The sequence below is a fragment of the Burkholderia metallica genome (assembly GCF_902832845.1).
Taxonomy (GTDB): Bacteria; Pseudomonadota; Gammaproteobacteria; order Burkholderiales; family Burkholderiaceae; genus Burkholderia; species Burkholderia metallica.
In genome coordinates this window covers 57,172-70,969 of the sequence record NZ_CADFDB010000012.1, presented here as the reverse complement: position 1 = coordinate 70,969, position 13,798 = coordinate 57,172, and the positions used below count along the sequence as shown (strand labels likewise).

Annotated in this window: 14 protein-coding genes and 1 riboswitch; of the genes, 4 read left to right on the top strand and 10 right to left on the bottom strand. The window is 69.2% G+C overall.

The genetic code is table 11. The annotated features are described in order from the left end of the window. Positions 1 to 129 precede the first annotated feature (129 nt). The 10 genes from HWX08_RS28205 to HWX08_RS28160 all read right to left on the bottom strand — a co-directional run bounded on the left by HWX08_RS28205 (position 130) and on the right by HWX08_RS28160 (position 7,715). Entirely contained in the window at positions 130 to 405 is a 276-nt protein-coding gene (locus HWX08_RS28205) for an STAS domain-containing protein (RefSeq protein ID WP_174922175.1), read from the bottom strand. Beyond that, on the bottom strand, positions 402 to 1,031 hold the full coding sequence (locus HWX08_RS28200) for an MlaC/ttg2D family ABC transporter substrate-binding protein (RefSeq protein WP_069257924.1): 630 nt from the start codon (positions 1,029 to 1,031) through the stop codon (positions 402 to 404). Before HWX08_RS28200 ends, HWX08_RS28205 begins: the two co-directional genes overlap by 4 nt. A 111-nt stretch (positions 1,032 to 1,142) precedes the next feature. Next, entirely contained in the window at positions 1,143 to 2,096 is a 954-nt protein-coding gene (locus HWX08_RS28195; protein ID WP_069257923.1) for an MlaA family lipoprotein, read from the bottom strand. A 31-nt stretch (positions 2,097 to 2,127) separates the two neighbouring features. Next, positions 2,128 to 2,688 (bottom strand): outer membrane lipid asymmetry maintenance protein MlaD, encoded by a 561-nt coding sequence (gene mlaD / locus HWX08_RS28190; RefSeq protein ID WP_069255570.1) that lies wholly within the window; start codon positions 2,686 to 2,688, stop codon positions 2,128 to 2,130. A 13-nt stretch (positions 2,689 to 2,701) separates the two neighbouring features. After that, a complete protein-coding gene (gene mlaE / locus HWX08_RS28185; protein ID WP_006477137.1) occupies positions 2,702 to 3,469 on the bottom strand; it encodes a lipid asymmetry maintenance ABC transporter permease subunit MlaE in 768 nt (255 codons plus the stop codon). Next, positions 3,466 to 4,287 carry an ABC transporter ATP-binding protein gene (locus tag HWX08_RS28180; RefSeq protein WP_006477138.1) on the bottom strand — a complete coding sequence of 274 codons (822 nt, stop codon included), beginning with the start codon at positions 4,285 to 4,287 and terminating at the stop codon, positions 3,466 to 3,468. The genes mlaE and HWX08_RS28180 overlap by 4 nt, the downstream gene beginning before the upstream one ends. Positions 4,288 to 4,371: 84 nt before the next feature. Continuing rightward, positions 4,372 to 5,496, bottom strand: coding sequence for a thiamine phosphate synthase (gene thiE / locus HWX08_RS28175; protein ID WP_175807108.1), 1,125 nt, complete (start codon positions 5,494 to 5,496; stop codon positions 4,372 to 4,374). Then, a complete protein-coding gene (locus HWX08_RS28170; protein ID WP_069255568.1) occupies positions 5,493 to 6,311 on the bottom strand; it encodes a thiazole synthase in 819 nt (272 codons plus the stop codon). Before HWX08_RS28170 ends, thiE begins: the two co-directional genes overlap by 4 nt. A 38-nt stretch (positions 6,312 to 6,349) precedes the next feature. After that, a complete protein-coding gene (thiS, locus tag HWX08_RS28165; protein WP_014898319.1) occupies positions 6,350 to 6,547 on the bottom strand; it encodes a sulfur carrier protein ThiS in 198 nt (65 codons plus the stop codon). Between the two features lie 31 nt (positions 6,548 to 6,578). Further along, a complete protein-coding gene (locus HWX08_RS28160) occupies positions 6,579 to 7,715 on the bottom strand; it encodes an FAD-dependent oxidoreductase (protein WP_174922967.1) in 1,137 nt (378 codons plus the stop codon). Positions 7,716 to 7,946: 231 nt separating this feature from the next. Next, positions 7,947 to 8,070, bottom strand: a riboswitch (TPP riboswitch). Positions 8,071 to 8,338: 268 nt separating this feature from the next. Here HWX08_RS28160 and HWX08_RS28155 point away from each other — a divergent pair. From HWX08_RS28155 to HWX08_RS28140, 4 genes are all read left to right on the top strand, one after another. Continuing rightward, a complete protein-coding gene (locus HWX08_RS28155) occupies positions 8,339 to 10,108 on the top strand; it encodes an ABC transporter ATP-binding protein/permease (RefSeq protein WP_069255566.1) in 1,770 nt (589 codons plus the stop codon). Further along, positions 10,105 to 10,881 (top strand): SDR family NAD(P)-dependent oxidoreductase, encoded by a 777-nt coding sequence (locus tag HWX08_RS28150; RefSeq protein ID WP_069255565.1) that lies wholly within the window; start codon positions 10,105 to 10,107, stop codon positions 10,879 to 10,881. Before HWX08_RS28155 ends, HWX08_RS28150 begins: the two co-directional genes overlap by 4 nt. A 235-nt stretch (positions 10,882 to 11,116) precedes the next feature. Next, on the top strand, positions 11,117 to 12,379 hold the full coding sequence (locus tag HWX08_RS28145) for an MFS transporter (RefSeq protein ID WP_069255564.1): 1,263 nt from the start codon (positions 11,117 to 11,119) through the stop codon (positions 12,377 to 12,379). A 25-nt stretch (positions 12,380 to 12,404) separates the two neighbouring features. Continuing rightward, positions 12,405 to 13,742, top strand: a complete 1,338-nt coding sequence (locus HWX08_RS28140; RefSeq protein WP_174922966.1) for a D-amino acid dehydrogenase — start codon at positions 12,405 to 12,407, stop codon at positions 13,740 to 13,742. Positions 13,743 to 13,798: the final 56 nt, after the last annotated feature.

Here is a 13,798-nt window from a genome sequence, read left to right as displayed (position 1 = left end):
CGGACGCCGATTGGCTGCCCCGCAAAACGCTTGATTATAGGGCAAACCGGCTGGTGGAGCCGGCGCCGGAGGCGCGCGGCCTGAAGCTTGCGCGCGCCGGGCGGCGCGGCAGGCTTCGGTCGGACAGGGTCAATGTCGCCCGGTGCCTTCGATGAGCGCGTCGACGCCGTAGGCGCGCGCGAGGCTGGCGAGCTTCGGGGGGAGATTGAGAATGTCGAGGGTCGCGCCGCGGGCTTTGGCGGCACGTTGCCATGCGAGCAGCACGGCGAGCGCGGACGAGTCGAATTGCGTCAACGCCGCGCAGTCGCCGGAGGTCGCCCCCGCGTCGATGCGCGCAAGACCGCCCGCGAGCGCGGACTTCGCGCTCGCGACGGTCAGCGACGAGCCGGCTTCGAAGCCGCTCACGACGCTTGCTTGCCGGCGGCAAGTTGCTGGTTGCGCTGCGTGAGGAACTGGATCAGGCCGTCCACGCCGCTTTGCTGGATCTTCTCGTTGAACTGCTGCTGGTACGTCTGGATCAGCCACGCGCCGAGCACGTTCAGGTCATACACCTTCCAGCCGTTCGCCGTCTTGTACAGGCGATAGTCGATCTGCACCGGCTGGCCGTTGTTCATCGCGACCGTCTTGACCACGACATCGGTATCGGCCGGATCGGCGCGGAACGGCGGGTACTGGATCTGCTGGTCCGGCTTCAGCTGCGCGAGCGCGCCCGAATACGTGCGGATCAGCAGCAGCTTGAACTGCTCCTGAACCTGCTGCTGCTGCTCGGCCGTCGCGGTGCGCCAGTTGCGGCCCATCGCGAGCTGCGTGGTGCGGCGGAAATCCGTGTACGGCAGGATGTCCTTGTTGACGATCGTGATGATGCGGTTGGTGTCGCCCTGCTTGATCGTCTGCTGCTTGACCTCGTCGAGCACCTGCTGCGTCGCGGTCTTGATCAGTGCCTGCGGATTCGACTGGTCGACTTGCGCGTAAGCGGCGCCGCCGAACGAGAACAGCGCGGCGAAAACGGGGATCAGGAACAGTTTTTTCATCATAGTGACCTGCATGAATGAGTCGATGCGAAGGTTGGAGCAGGTAGCTTACGCGCAAGTTCGCGCACGCTACCGACTGAATCGTTTCCGGCTGTAACGAATGTAAGCTCGTCAGTGCAGCCGGATGCTCGGGAAGCGGAACCCGCCCGGCGACGGCGGCGCCACCTGCATCGCCGGCACGTTCGTCTCGCTGGCCGGGTTCGGCGATTCGGCCGTGCCCGACGCCGGCGCAGCCACTGCCGCGCCCGACGCACCTGCCGGCGCCGTCGCGCCGCCCACCGCGGCACCGGCCGCACCGGCTGCCGCCGGTGCCGCGCCGTCTTCCGGCAGGTCGTACTTCGGCAGCGCGTCGTTGCTCGACGTCGCGACCGCCTCGCCGCGCGCGTTGCTGATCAGCATCTGGCGACGCTGCAGGTACGCGTTGCGCACGAACGAATACTTGTCGAGCGCCGCGGCATCCAGCACGTCGCCCGCGCCGAGCAGGTTCGCACGCGTGTTGACGAGGTTCACGCCGAACAGGCCCCAGCTCAGGCCGTCCGGCTTCACGTAGGTGAGCGGGTTGCCGACGTAGTCGACGCCCAGGCCGGCCGTGTCGCGCAGCGTGCTCGGGCCGAGCAGCGGCAGCACGAGATACGGGCCCGACGGCACGCCGTAGCGGCCCATCGTGATCCCGAAGTCGGCCGTGTGCTTCGGCAGCTTCGCGACCGTCGCGACGTCGAACAGGCCGCCGACGCCGAACACCGTGTTGATCACGACCCGCATGATGTCGCCGACGCCGTCCGCGATCCGCAGTTGCACGATGTTGTTCGCCGCGATGTAGACGTCGCCGATGTTCGAGAAGAAGTTCGTCACGCTGTCGCGCACCGGCTGCGGCACCACGTACTGGTAGCCCTTCGCGACCGGCTTCAGCGCGTACGTGTCGACCGTGTCGTTGAACTTGTACATCGTCCGGTTGAAGCCTTCGAGCGGATCGCCCTTGGTCGGCGTCTGCACGGTCGCGCAGCCGCTCAACGCGGCGACTGCCGCTACCGCCAGCGCGGCGTGCCTGATGCGGATCGTGTGCATGGTCATTACCCTCTTGTTTTCTCTCGCGTGGTTATTGGGCCGCCGAACCGGACACCGCGGACGCCGGCACCGCAACCGGTGCGGGCGCGGCGGGTGCTGCCGATGCCCCGGCTGCCGGCTTCGCACCACCCGCATCGGCGGCCTTGCTGTACAGGAACTGGCCGATCAGGTTCTCGAGCACGATCGCCGACTGCGTCATCGTGATCGTATCGCCCGCCTTCAGCATTTCGGTGTCGCCGCCCGGATCGAGGCCGATATATTGCTCGCCGAGCAGGCCGGACGTGAGGATCTTCGCCGACGAATCCTTCGGGAACTGATACTGGCCGTCCACGTCGATCGTCACCAGCGCCTGGTACGTATTCGTGTCGAAGCCGATCGACTTCACGCGGCCGACCACGACGCCCGCGCTCTTCACGGCCGCGCGCGGCTTCAGCCCGCCGATATTGTCGAATTTCATCTTCACCGAATAGGTCGGCTGAAACGACAGCGAGCTCATGTTGCCGACCTTCAGCGCCAGGAACAGCACCGCAAGGAAGCCCACCACCACGAACAGGCCGACCCAGAAGTCGAGAGCAGTCTTTTTCATCGTCATTCCAAAATATGGCTTAGCTGAACATCAGCGCGGTCAGCAGGAAATCGAGGCCGAGTACGGCGAGCGACGCGAACACGACCGTCTTGGTGGTCGCGCGCGACACGCCTTCGGGCGTGGGCTTCGCTTCATACCCCTGATACAGCGCAATGAAGGTCACGGCGAACCCGAACACGATGCTCTTCAGCACGCCGTTGCCGACGTCGGCCCAGACCTGCACGCCGCCCTGCATCTGCGACCAGAACGCGCCCGGATCGACGCCGATCAGCACGACGCCGACGAAGTAGCCGCCGAGCACGCCGACCGCATTGAAGATCGCGGCGAGCAGCGGCATCGCGATGATGCCCGCCCACATGCGCGGGGCGATCACGTTCTTGATCGGGTCCACCGCCATCATTTCGAGCGCGGTGAGTTGCTCGCCGGCTTTCATCAGGCCGATCTCGGCCGTGAGCGACGTGCCCGCGCGGCCCGCGAACAGCAGCGCGGTGACGACCGGCCCGAGTTCGCGCACGAGCGACAGCGCGACCAGCAGCCCGAGCGCCTGCTCGGAACCATAGCGGTTCAGCGTGTAATACCCCTGCAGGCCGAGCACGAAGCCGACGAACAGCCCCGACACGGCAATGATCACGAACGAATAGTTGCCGAGGAAGTGGATCTGCTTCGTGACGAGCCGCGGCCGGCGCAGCAGCGGGAAGAATTCCAGCACGAGGCGCACGAACAGCCGCGTGCCGTAGCCCGCGCGCTCGAGGCCGCCGATGACGTAACGTCCGATCGCGCTGATCATGCGCGCCCTCCGCCGAGCCCGAAATCCGCTGCGAGCGGCGGACTCGTGTAATGAAATTTGAACGGGCCGTCCGGCGCGCCGTCGATGAACTGCCGCACGCTCGGATCGGTCGATGCGCGCAGCTCGTCAGGCGTGCCCTGGGCGAGCACGCCGCCGTTGGCCAGAAAGTACACGTAGTCGGCGATCGCGAACGATTCCGGCACGTCGTGCGTGACGAGGATCGACGTTGCGCCGAGCGCCTGGTTCAGCGTGCGGATCAGGTTCGCGGTGATGCCGAGCGAGATCGGATCGAGGCCCGCGAACGGCTCGTCGTACATGATGAGCTGCGGATCGAGCGCGATCGCGCGCGCGAGCGCGATGCGGCGCGCCATCCCGCCCGACACCTCGGACGGCATCAGGTCGCGCGCGCCGCGCAGCCCGACCGCGTTGAGCTTCATCAGCACGAGGTCGCGGATCAGGTCTTCGGGCAGGTCGGTATGCTCGCGCAGCGCGAACGCGACGTTCTCGAACACCGACATGTCGGTGAACAGCGCGCCGAACTGGAACAGCATGCCCATCTTGCGGCGCAGCGCGTACAGGCCGTCGCGCGTTTGCGCGCCGACATCGGCGCCGTCGAACAGCACCTGGCCGCGGCGCGCGCGCACGAGCCCGCCGATCAGGCGCAGCACGGTCGTCTTGCCGCAACCCGACCCGCCCATGACCGCGACCACCTGCCCGCGCCCGAAGCGCAGGTTCAGGTTGGACAGGACGAGGCGGTCGCCGTAGCCAAAGTCGACGTCGCGAAGTTCCAGCAGTGTCTCGGTAGGAGTGGGGCTCACGGAGCTGACAGTCCTTTTACGCAGAACGCCGAATTATAGGGCCTGCATTGGAATGATGTCGTGACGCCGTTCCGGCCCCTGCAGTCAATGATTGTCAAATTGTCCGGAAAAGCATTGCTGCATCGCAGCAATCGCCGCCCGATAATCGCGCGCGCCCGTGACCGCACTGACCACCGCGACACTGCCGACGCCCGTCGCCAGCACGGCCGGCAGCGCGTCGAGCCCCACCCCGCCGATCGCGACGAGCGGCGCCCGCGTGCCCGCGAGGCGCGCATAGCGCGCGATCCGCGCGAGGCCCTGCGGCGGCGCGGCGACGGCCTTGGTCGCGGTCGCGTACACGGGGCCGAGCGCGAGATAGCTGGGGCGCTCATGCAGCGCCCGCAATATTTCGTAATAACCATGGCTCGAAAGTCCGAGACGCAGGCCTGCGCGCGCGATCGCGGCCAGATCGGCCGTTTCGAGATCTTCCTGGCCCAGATGTACGCCGTACGCCCCCTCTTCCACGGCGATCTGCCAGTGATCGTTGATGAACACGCGCGCATCCGGATAACGGCGCCCGGCCGCGACCGCGCGCGCGATTTCCCGCCGCAACGCGTCCGGCGTCGCGCCTTTCACCCGCAGCTGCACGGTCCGCACGCCGCAATCGAGCACACGTTCGACCCAGTCGGCGTCCGGCACGACCGGATACAGGCCGAGTTGCGCGGGGCACGGCGCGAACGCGGGTTCGGGCGCGGCCGGCAGCCCGGCCACGCGCGGGAACCGCGCGGCGTCGACCGGCCACGCATCGGCGGCGCGCGTTTCGTCGCCGTCGCGCCAGGCCAGCGCCAGCACCAGCGCGTCGACCGGCGCGAAGCCGCAATCGAGGAACGCGGCGAGCGCGGCGATCCAGTCGTCCGCGAGCGGATGCGCGGCGTCGAGCGCATAGCGCGCGCCCGCCGCGTGCAGCACCGCGCGCTGCTCGTCGAATTCGATCGCGACCGCGTCCGGCGCCGCCGGCCGCGATGCGGCCGACGCGCGCGCCTGCGCGGTGCGGTCGCCGGTCGAGACGATCAGCACGTCGCCGTCGGCTGGCGCGTCGGGCACCGCGACGCAGAGCCGCCACGGCGCCGCGTCGCCCGGCCAGTCGCCGAGCCGCGCGCGAATCCGCTCGGCCGCCTCGGCCAGTTCGTCGGCCGGCGGCCAGAATGCATCGGCGAAACGCGCGCTCATGCGCCGCCCCCGTCCTGGTGCCAGAACGGCATCCCGACGACCGGCGTGCTGGCGTGCGCGGTTTCGCGCGCGTCCATCGGCCCGGCCAGATACGCGGCGCGGCCGGCCTCGACGCCCTGCGCGAACGCGCGCGCCATGATCTCGGGGTGCGTCGCCTGCGACACGGCGGTGTTCAGCAGCACGCCGTCGAAGCCCCACTCCATCACCTGGCACGCGTGCGACGGCACGCCGAGCCCCGCGTCGACGATCAGCGGCACGTCGGGCAACCGTTCGCGCAGCACGCGCAGGCCGTACGGGTTCACGACGCCCTTGCCCGTGCCGATCGGCGCGCCCCACGGCATCAGCGCCTCGCAGCCGACGTCGAGCAGGCGCCGGCCGATCACCAGATCCTCGGTGCAGTACGGCAGCACCTTGAAGCCGTCCCTGACCAGTTGCGCGGCGGCTTCGATCAGGCCGACCGGGTCGGGCTGCAGCGTGTAGTCGTCGCCGATCAGTTCGAGCTTGATCCAGTCGGTGCCGAACACCTCGCGCGCCATGTGCGCGGTCGTCACGGCTTCGGCGACGGTCTGGCAGCCGGCCGTGTTCGGCAGCAGCGGCACCGCGTGGCGCTTGAGCAGATCGAAGAAGCCGGCTTCGGCCGTGCCGCCGCCCGTCATCTGGCGGCGCAGCGCGACCGTCACCATCCCGGGACGCGACGCGTCGATCGAATCGGACAGCGACTGCAGCGACGGATAGCGCGACGTGCCGAGCAGCACGCGGCTTGCGAAGGTTTCGCCGTACAGCGTCAGCGCGTCGGCGGAAGTGAGGGACGTCATGTCGTTTTCCTGAAAGAGCGGGGACGAACCGGCGGCGCTCAGCCGCCCGCGACCGGGTGCACGACGTCGAGCTTGTCGCCCGTCGCGAGTGCGCGCGCCGCGTGCTGCGTGCGCGCGACGAAGTTGCCGTTCAGCGCGACCGCGTACGGCGGACGCGCGCCGTACGCGGCGAGCGCGTCGGCCACCGTTGCGCCGTCGGGCAACGTCAGGGTCTGTTGGTTGATCTGGATATCCATGAGGCTTCGTCGAATTCGTCGGCGGCGCGCGTCAGGCCGGCTGGCGCGCGTCGTTGCGGTGATGAAGGAGCGTCGGCCAGCGCGCGTCGTCGCGCCACGCGGCGAACGCGTCGGCATCGCCGAACCCGCCGCCGAGCGCGGCTTCGGCGGCCGCGACCGCCGCCTGCGCGACTTCCGGCGCGATCATGAAGCCGTGCCGGTACAGGCCGTTGACGGCGAGCGTCGACGCGCCGTCCCAGATCACCGCCGGACGGTGATCGGGCAGCGTCGGCCGGCACTGCGCATTGAGTTCGAGGATGCGCGCCTCGCCGAACGCCGGATGCACGGAGAACGCCGCGCTCAGCAGTTCGAGCGCGGAGCGCACGCTGACGGGCGACAGGTCCTCGCCCTCTACCTCGGTCGCGCCGATCACATAGAGATCGTCCTGCTTCGGTGCGATGTACAGCGGATAGCGCGGATGCAGCAGCCGCACGGGCCGGGTGAGCCCGATGCCGGGCGCATGCACGCGCGCGACTTCGCCGCGGATGCCGCGCAACGCGGGCAGCGCGGATTTCGCGCCGAGCCCGCGGCAATCGATCGTGAAATGCGCGTCGGGCAGGTTCGCGTCGTCGATCGCGACGTGCCAGTGCAGCGCGACGCCGCGCTCGACGAGGCCCGCCGCGAGCGCGCGCAGTGCCTGGCGATTGTCGAGCTGGCCTTCGTTCGGCAGCAGCAGCCCGCGTGCGAAGCGGCCCGCGAGCACCGGCTCGGCCGCATCGACCTGCGCACCGGCGAGCGTGACGAAGCCGCTGTCGAGCAGGTCGGCCGGCGCGTTCGCGCGCACGCGCCGCTCGAACAGCGGCGCCTCCGCGCGATCCGCGTGATGCCAGACGACGAGCGTGCCGTGACGCTGGAAGAAGACGGGTTCGGGCAGTTCCGCGAGCCACTGCGGCCAGCGCGCGAGCGACGCGGCGCCGAGCTCGGTGATCAGCAGCTCCGCGCTCGCCGCTTCCGCGAGCGGCGCGAGCATCGCGGCCGCGATCCACGCGGCCGACTGCTCGCCGTCCGGGCCGCCGCGTTCGTACAGCGCGACACGGTGCCCGTCGCCGGCGAGCCGCCACGCGATCAGGCGGCCGACGAGGCCGCCGCCGAGCACCGCGAAATCGGGTCGGGACTCCCGCGCGTTCATCGCGCGACCTCCGCGCCGGCGCGCGCGACGAACGTCGATGCGCACGCAAGCGCGCCGCCCCGTGCGAACGCACGCGACTTCGGGCCGGGAATCATGCAAAAGACTGAAGATTGTGCGGTCATCATTCCTTCCGTAACGCGCAATGCGCGTACCCAAAAGGACGAAACCGGCAGCAAAGGCCGGCCGGGCGGGACAAGGGCGCTGACCATGTGGGATGGCAGCCAGCGCGGCCCGGCGGGTTCAGAAACTTCCCTCGCCGGTATTACCCGGATCGGGTGCGAAGGGTCTTTCTCAGCCTCATCGCGCTGCCCGGAACATCCGCCGGCCGCGCCACGAAGCACCCCTGTTTCGTCGTCGGCCATTAGACCATAAAAGCGGAAAGCGCCGCAAACTGTCCCCCTTGCGGCAAATTCGCGTCGCGTCGCGCCGCTCTGGCACAATGCCCGCAGGCCGGCCGCCCCGAGCGGCCGGTTGCCGCGTCACCGCCGGCCTTAAGTGCCGTTTAAGACGCGCGGGCGACCATCGTGCGCCCGCCGTCAGTCGGCGCCGCGTCCCGGCATGCCTTATCGCGGCGCGCGCCCGGCTTCTCCCGGCCCGCGCGCCGGCTACTCATCAGGAAGCACATGACCCAATCGATCGATCCCGTCCGCTCCGTCTCCGACGCGCCGCAGGACGAGCGCCCGGTATCCGCATGGAGCCTCATCAAGCCCTACTGGGTATCGTCCGAATGGAAAATCGCGTGGGGCCTGCTGGTCACGATCATCGCGATCAACCTCTGCGTGGTCTGGATCAACGTCCGGCTGAACAAGTGGAACGCGCAGTTCTACAACGCGCTGCAGTCGAAGGACGTCCACGACTTCCCGAACCTGCTGATGCAGTTCTCCGCGCTCGCATTCGCGTTCATCATCCTCGCCGTGTACGGCCGCTACCTGCGGCAGATGCTCGGCTTCCGCTGGCGCCAGTGGCTCACCGACCGCTTTCTCGGCCAGTGGCTCGGCGATCGCGCGTTCTACCGGATCGAACGCGACCGTCTCGCGGACAACCCCGACCAGCGGATCACCGACGACCTCCAGTCGTTCGCGACCACGACGCTCGCGCTGTCGCTCGACCTGCTGTCGACGGTCGTCACGCTCGTGTCGTTCATCACGATCCTGTGGTCGCTCGCCGGCGCGCTGACGTTCACGCTCGGCGCGACGCCGATCTCGATTCCCGGCTACATGGTGTGGGCGGCCGCGCTGTACGCGGTGGTCGGCTCGCTGATCATCCAGAAGGTCGGCCATCCGCTCGTGTCGATCAACTACCAGCAGCAGCGCGTCGAGGCCGACTTCCGCTTCGGGCTGATCCGCGTGCGTGAAAACGCCGAGCAGATCGCGTTCTACGACGGCGAGAAGACCGAGACCGACAACGCGCAGAGCCTCTTCATGCGCATCCGCGACAACTGGTGGCGCGTGATGAAGTACACGAAGCGGCTCACGTTCGTGCTGAGCTTCTACGGGCAGATCGCGATCATCTTCCCGCTCGTCGTCGCCGCGCCGCGCTATTTCGCGGGCGCGTTCTCGTTCGGCGTGCTGATGCAGATCTCGTCCGCGTTCGGCACGGTCAGCGATTCGTTCTCGTGGTTCATCAACAGTTACTCGACCCTCGTCGAGTGGCGCGCCACCGTCAACCGTCTGCGCGAATTCAAGCGCGTGATGGGCACGTCGCACCTGAAGGAAAGCCTGTCGCCCGCCACCGAGCACGGCGGCATCAACCTGCACTACGTCGACGCGGCGAAGCTGTCGACGTCGGCGCTGAAGCTCGCGCTGCCGAACGGCAACGCGCTCGCGAACATCGGCAATGTGACGATCGAGCCCGGCTCGCGCTGGCTCGTGATCGGCAAGTCGGGTTCCGGCAAGAGCACGTTCATGCGCGCGCTCGCGGGCCTGTGGCCGTTCGGCGACGGCGCGATCGACGCTCCGGTCGGCGCGAGGATGATGTTCGTGCCGCAATCCAGCTATCTGCCGATCGGCACGCTGAAGGCCGCGCTCACCTACCCCGCGAAGGCCGACGCGTTCAGCGACGAAGCCTGTCGCGACGCGCTGCGCGCGTGCCGCCTGGAAGATTACGTCGAACGCCTCGACGAGACCGCGCACTGGACGCGCGTGCTGTCGCCGGGCGAACAGCAACGCCTCGCCGGTGCGCGCGTGCTGCTGCACAAGCCGGACTTCCTGTTCCTCGACGAAGCGACCAGCGCGCTCGACGCCGACAACGAAGCACGCCTCTATCACCTGTTCGCCGAACGGCTGCCGAAGGCCGCGATCGTCAGCATCGCGCACCGCGAGTCGCTGGCCGCGTTCCACGTCGGCACGATCAACGTCGAGCGCGTGAACGACAGCGACAAGGTCGCGGCGTGAGCGTACGCGCCGCGCCCCTCGCACGGATCGCGCTGATCACCGGCGCCGGTTCGGGGATCGGCGCGGCGCTCGCGCGGCGGCTCGCGGCGCCCGGCATCGCGCTGGCACTGCACGCACGCGGCGCAAACGACGCGGCGCGCGCCCGGCTCGCCGACGTCGCCCGTGCCTGCACGGCGGCCGGCGCCGAGTGCATCACGCTCACCGGCGATCTCGGCGAGCCGGGCGTCGCCGCGTCGCTCGTCGATGCGGCGGCCGCGCACTTCGGCGGGCTCGACCAGCTCGTCGCCAATGCGGGCTTCGCCGCGCGCCAATCCTTTTCCGATCTTTCCGCCGATGCGCTCGCGTGCGCGTTCGCGGCGATGCCCGGCGCATTCTCCGCGCTCGCGGGGCGCGCGCGGCCGCTGCTCGAAGCGTCGGCCGCGCCGCGGATCGTCGCGGTCAGCTCGTTCGTCGCGCACCGCTACCGCGCCGACACGCCGTTCGCGGCCACCGCCGCCGCGAAGGCCGCGCTCGAGTCGCTCGTGCGCACCGCCGCCGCCGAATTCGCCGCGCGCGGGATCACCGTCAACGCGGTCGCGCCGGGCTTCACGCGCAAGGACCACGGGCCGAGCGCCGGCAATGCCGACGCGTGGGCGCAGGCCGAACAGGCGACGCCGCTCGGCCGGATCGCCGAACCCGACGACGTCGCCGCATTGATCGCGTTCCTGCTGTCGGATGCGGCTCGGCAGATCACCGGGCAGGTCATTCATGTCGACGGCGGCCTGACGCTCTGACGCCTGACGCGAGAACGCGTCCGCCGGGCAGGCGTCAAGATCATCGCCGGCGCCTGCCCGGCATGCGAGCGATCGACCATCGCGCCTTCCTCGAACGATCGTCCACCGCCCTCCCGATCCGTCGCGCCGCCGCACGCCCACCTGCACGTGCCTTTTTGGCGCTCCGCATCCGCCCGTAAAATAACCGCCAGACGGCAGCGCGAAACGAGAGACGAGACAACAGGGGGCGGCAAGCATGCAGGCATTCCAGTGGTTCAACGAACTGTCGACGCGCGAGCGCAGGACGCTGTACGCCGGATTCGGCGGCTACGCGGTCGATGCGTTCGACTTCATGATCTACTCGTTCCTGATTCCGACGCTGATCGCCACGTGGGGCATGACGAAGAGCGAGGCCGGAATGATCGCGACGAGTTCGCTGATCTCGTCGGCGCTCGGCGGCTGGGTCGCCGGCATCCTCGCCGATCGCTACGGCCGCGTCCGCGTGCTGCAGTGGACCATCGCGACGTTCGCGCTGTTCACGTGCCTGTCCGGTTTCACGCATTCGTTCTGGCAGCTGCTCGCGACGCGCACGCTGCAGGGCTTCGGCTTCGGCGGCGAATGGTCGGTCGTGACGATCATGATGGCCGAGACGATCCGCTCGCCCGAGCATCGCGCGAAAGCGGTCGGCACCGTGCAGAGCAGCTGGTCGTTCGGCTGGGGCGCGGCCGCGATCCTCTACTGGGCGTTCTTCGCGCTGCTGCCCGAGCAGCTCGCATGGCGCGCGTGCTTCTGGATCGGCATCGTGCCCGCGCTGTGGATCCTGTACATCCGCCGCAACGTCAGCGATCCGGACATCTACACGGCCACCCGCCGCGCGCGCGACGAAGGCCGCGTGTCGGGCCACTTCCTCGAGATCTTCTCGCCGCCGCACCTGCGCGCAACGCTGTTCGGCAGCGCGCTGTGCACCGGCATGCTCGGCGGCTACTACGCGATCACGACGTGGCTGCCCACCTACCTGAAGACCGTGCGCCATCTGTCGGTGTTCAACACGAGCGGCTATCTCGTCGTGCTGATCGTCGGCTCGTTCGTCGGCTACGTGGTCGGCGCGATCCTGTCCGACCGGCTCGGGCGCCGCGCGTCGTTCATCCTGTTCGCGATCGGCTCGTTCTCGCTCGGCATGGCGTACACGATGCTGCCGATCACCGACACCGCGATGCTGCTGCTCGGCTTCCCGCTCGGCATCGTCGTGCAGGGCATCTTCGCGGGCGTCGGCGCGTACCTGTCCGAGCTGTATCCGGGCGCGATCCGCGGCTCGGGCCAGGGCTTCTGCTACAACCTCGGGCGCGGGCTCGGCTCGTTCTTCCCGATCCTCGTCGGCTCGCTGTCGCAGTCGATGTCGCTCGTGAAGGCGATCGGCCTCGTCGCGGGTGGCGGCTACCTGCTCGTGATCGTCGCCGCGCTCGTGCTGCCGGAAACGCGCGGCAAGTCGCTCGCCGACGATCCGGCCGTCGCATCCTGAACCACCGCTTCGTTCCGGAAACCGCATGCACGTGATCGTTCTCGGCGCCGGCGTGATCGGCGTCACCACCGCCTGGCACCTGCGCGAAGCAGGCTGCGACGTCACCGTGATCGAGCGCGAGGCCGACGTCGCGCAGGCGACGAGCCTCGGCAACGCGGGCGTGATCGCGCCCGGCTACGTGACGCCGTGGGCCGCGCCCGGGATGCCCGGCAAGATCCTCAAGTACCTGTTCGAGCCCGCGTCGCCGCTGATCTTCCGGCCGACGCTAGACCCCGCGCAGTGGCGCTGGATCGCGCACTGGCTGCGCGAATGCGAATTCGGGCGGTTCCGCGTGAACAAGCAGCGGATGCAGCGTATCGCGTATTACAGCCGCGCGTGCCTGCACGCGTTTCGCGACCGCCACCCGTTCGATTACGGCGCGAGCCGCGGCTACCTGCAACTGCTGCGCGGCGCGTTCGACGTCGAGATGGTGCAGCCGGCGCTGAAGGTGCTGCGCGATGCCGGTATCGCGTTTCGCGAACTCGATGCGGCCGGCTGCACGGCGATCGAGCCGGGTCTGCGCTGGGCGCGGCAGGCGCCGGTCGGCGGCATCTACCTGCCCGACGACGAAGCCGGCGACTGCGCCCGCTTCACGCGCGAACTGCGGGCGCTGTGCGAAGCGAACGGCGTGACGTTCCGCTTTCGCACCGACGTGCAGGCGCTCGACGTCGAAACCGGCCGAGTGCGCGGCGTGCGGATCGTCGGCAACGGTGACGGCGACGAGGCCGGCGATCCGCGCGACCGGGCCGGCACGCATCCGCGCGCGTCGCGCACCGGCGGCAATCGTCGCGACTCGCAGCTCGCGGCCGACGCGATCGTCGTCGCGCTCGGCGTCGACAGCGCCGGCCTGCTGCGGCCGTACGGCATCGACGTGCCGCTGTATCCGGTGAAGGGGTACTCGGCGACGCTCGCGGTCGTCGACGATGAAAAGGCCCCGCATGCCGCGCTGATGGACGAATCGCTGAAGACGGCGATCACGCGCTTCGGCCCGACGCTGCGCGTCGCGGGCACCGCGGAGCTCGGCAACCGGCACGCGGCGCTGCGGCAGCAGGCGCTCGATACGCTGATGAAGGTGCTCGACGACTGGTTCCCGCACGCAGCCGATCGCGCGTCGGCGCGCTTCTGGGTCGGCCGCCGGCCGATGACGCCCGACGGGCCGCCGCTGCTGGGCGCGAGCGGGATCGACGGGCTCTGGCTGAACGTCGGTCACGGCTCGACGGGCTGGGCGATGTCGATGGGGTCGGGGAAGGTGCTCGCCGATCTCGTCACGGGACGAGAACCGGAGATCGATCTGTCGGGATTGACGCTCGCGCGTTACGGGTAGCGGGTCGGACGTTGCGCGACGTCGCCGAAGCGATGCGGCAGCGGCGGCCCCGCGTT

Coding starts and splice junctions, on each gene's coding strand:
- HWX08_RS28160 (WP_174922967.1), bottom strand. CDS start 7,715: ATGAACGCGCGGGAGTCCCGACCCGATTTCGCGGTGCTCGGCGGCGGC.
- HWX08_RS28145 (WP_069255564.1), top strand. CDS start 11,117: ATGCAGGCATTCCAGTGGTTCAACGAACTGTCGACGCGCGAGCGCAGG.
- HWX08_RS28200 (WP_069257924.1), bottom strand. CDS start 1,031: ATGAAAAAACTGTTCCTGATCCCCGTTTTCGCCGCGCTGTTCTCGTTC.
- HWX08_RS28195 (WP_069257923.1), bottom strand. CDS start 2,096: ATGCACACGATCCGCATCAGGCACGCCGCGCTGGCGGTAGCGGCAGTC.
- thiE (WP_175807108.1), bottom strand. CDS start 5,496: ATGAGCGCGCGTTTCGCCGATGCATTCTGGCCGCCGGCCGACGAACTG.
- HWX08_RS28155 (WP_069255566.1), top strand. CDS start 8,339: ATGACCCAATCGATCGATCCCGTCCGCTCCGTCTCCGACGCGCCGCAG.
- mlaD (WP_069255570.1), bottom strand. CDS start 2,688: ATGACGATGAAAAAGACTGCTCTCGACTTCTGGGTCGGCCTGTTCGTG.
- HWX08_RS28170 (WP_069255568.1), bottom strand. CDS start 6,311: ATGACGTCCCTCACTTCCGCCGACGCGCTGACGCTGTACGGCGAAACC.
- thiS (WP_014898319.1), bottom strand. CDS start 6,547: ATGGATATCCAGATCAACCAACAGACCCTGACGTTGCCCGACGGCGCA.
- mlaE (WP_006477137.1), bottom strand. CDS start 3,469: ATGATCAGCGCGATCGGACGTTACGTCATCGGCGGCCTCGAGCGCGCG.
- HWX08_RS28140 (WP_174922966.1), top strand. CDS start 12,405: ATGCACGTGATCGTTCTCGGCGCCGGCGTGATCGGCGTCACCACCGCC.